1 protein-coding gene is annotated in these 448 nt (G+C 55.4%); it reads right to left on the reverse strand.

Annotation, left to right across the window (positions count from 1 at the left end):
* A partial coding sequence (locus tag B9Y59_RS15840) for a hypothetical protein (RefSeq protein WP_207651501.1) occupies positions 1–448 on the reverse strand: 448 nt, incomplete at both ends.

Genomic DNA, 448 nt, shown 5'->3' on the forward strand with positions numbered 1-448 from the left:
GTAAAGCTCGGCGTCTGGTTGTTTCCATTTACCACCGTCATCTTGAAACAGTATGCGCTGCCTCTCTTGAGCGTGAAGTTCACTGTCGTGTCACTCACCACATGCGCCTTCTGGGTCGAGACGTTCTGTGCCGCAGAAACGACGCCTGCCGCCCCATAGGAGTTGGAGGCATTCACAGAACTGCTTCCCTTTCCTCCCTTGTTGTCCGGCTTCGGGTTGGGCTTCGGCGTCTCCGTCTTCTCCAAACCTGCTACAGCTGCTTCCAGGTTTACATATACCTTTGCGATTGTCTGGTTGTCTGCGGTTTCATCCCCGGCGACTGCCTTTGCTACCTGTAGCGCCGCCTCCAGGTTTGCCACACTGCGGTCCGTATAGCCGTTCAAGTCGATCGCTTCTGTCTCTTCGATGAGCTTCTGCAACTCTTCTCTGCTTGGGATCTTCCGCAGGG

This window comes from Anaeromassilibacillus sp. Marseille-P3371 (assembly GCF_900169665.1).
Lineage (GTDB): Bacteria > Bacillota > Clostridia > Oscillospirales > Acutalibacteraceae > Anaeromassilibacillus.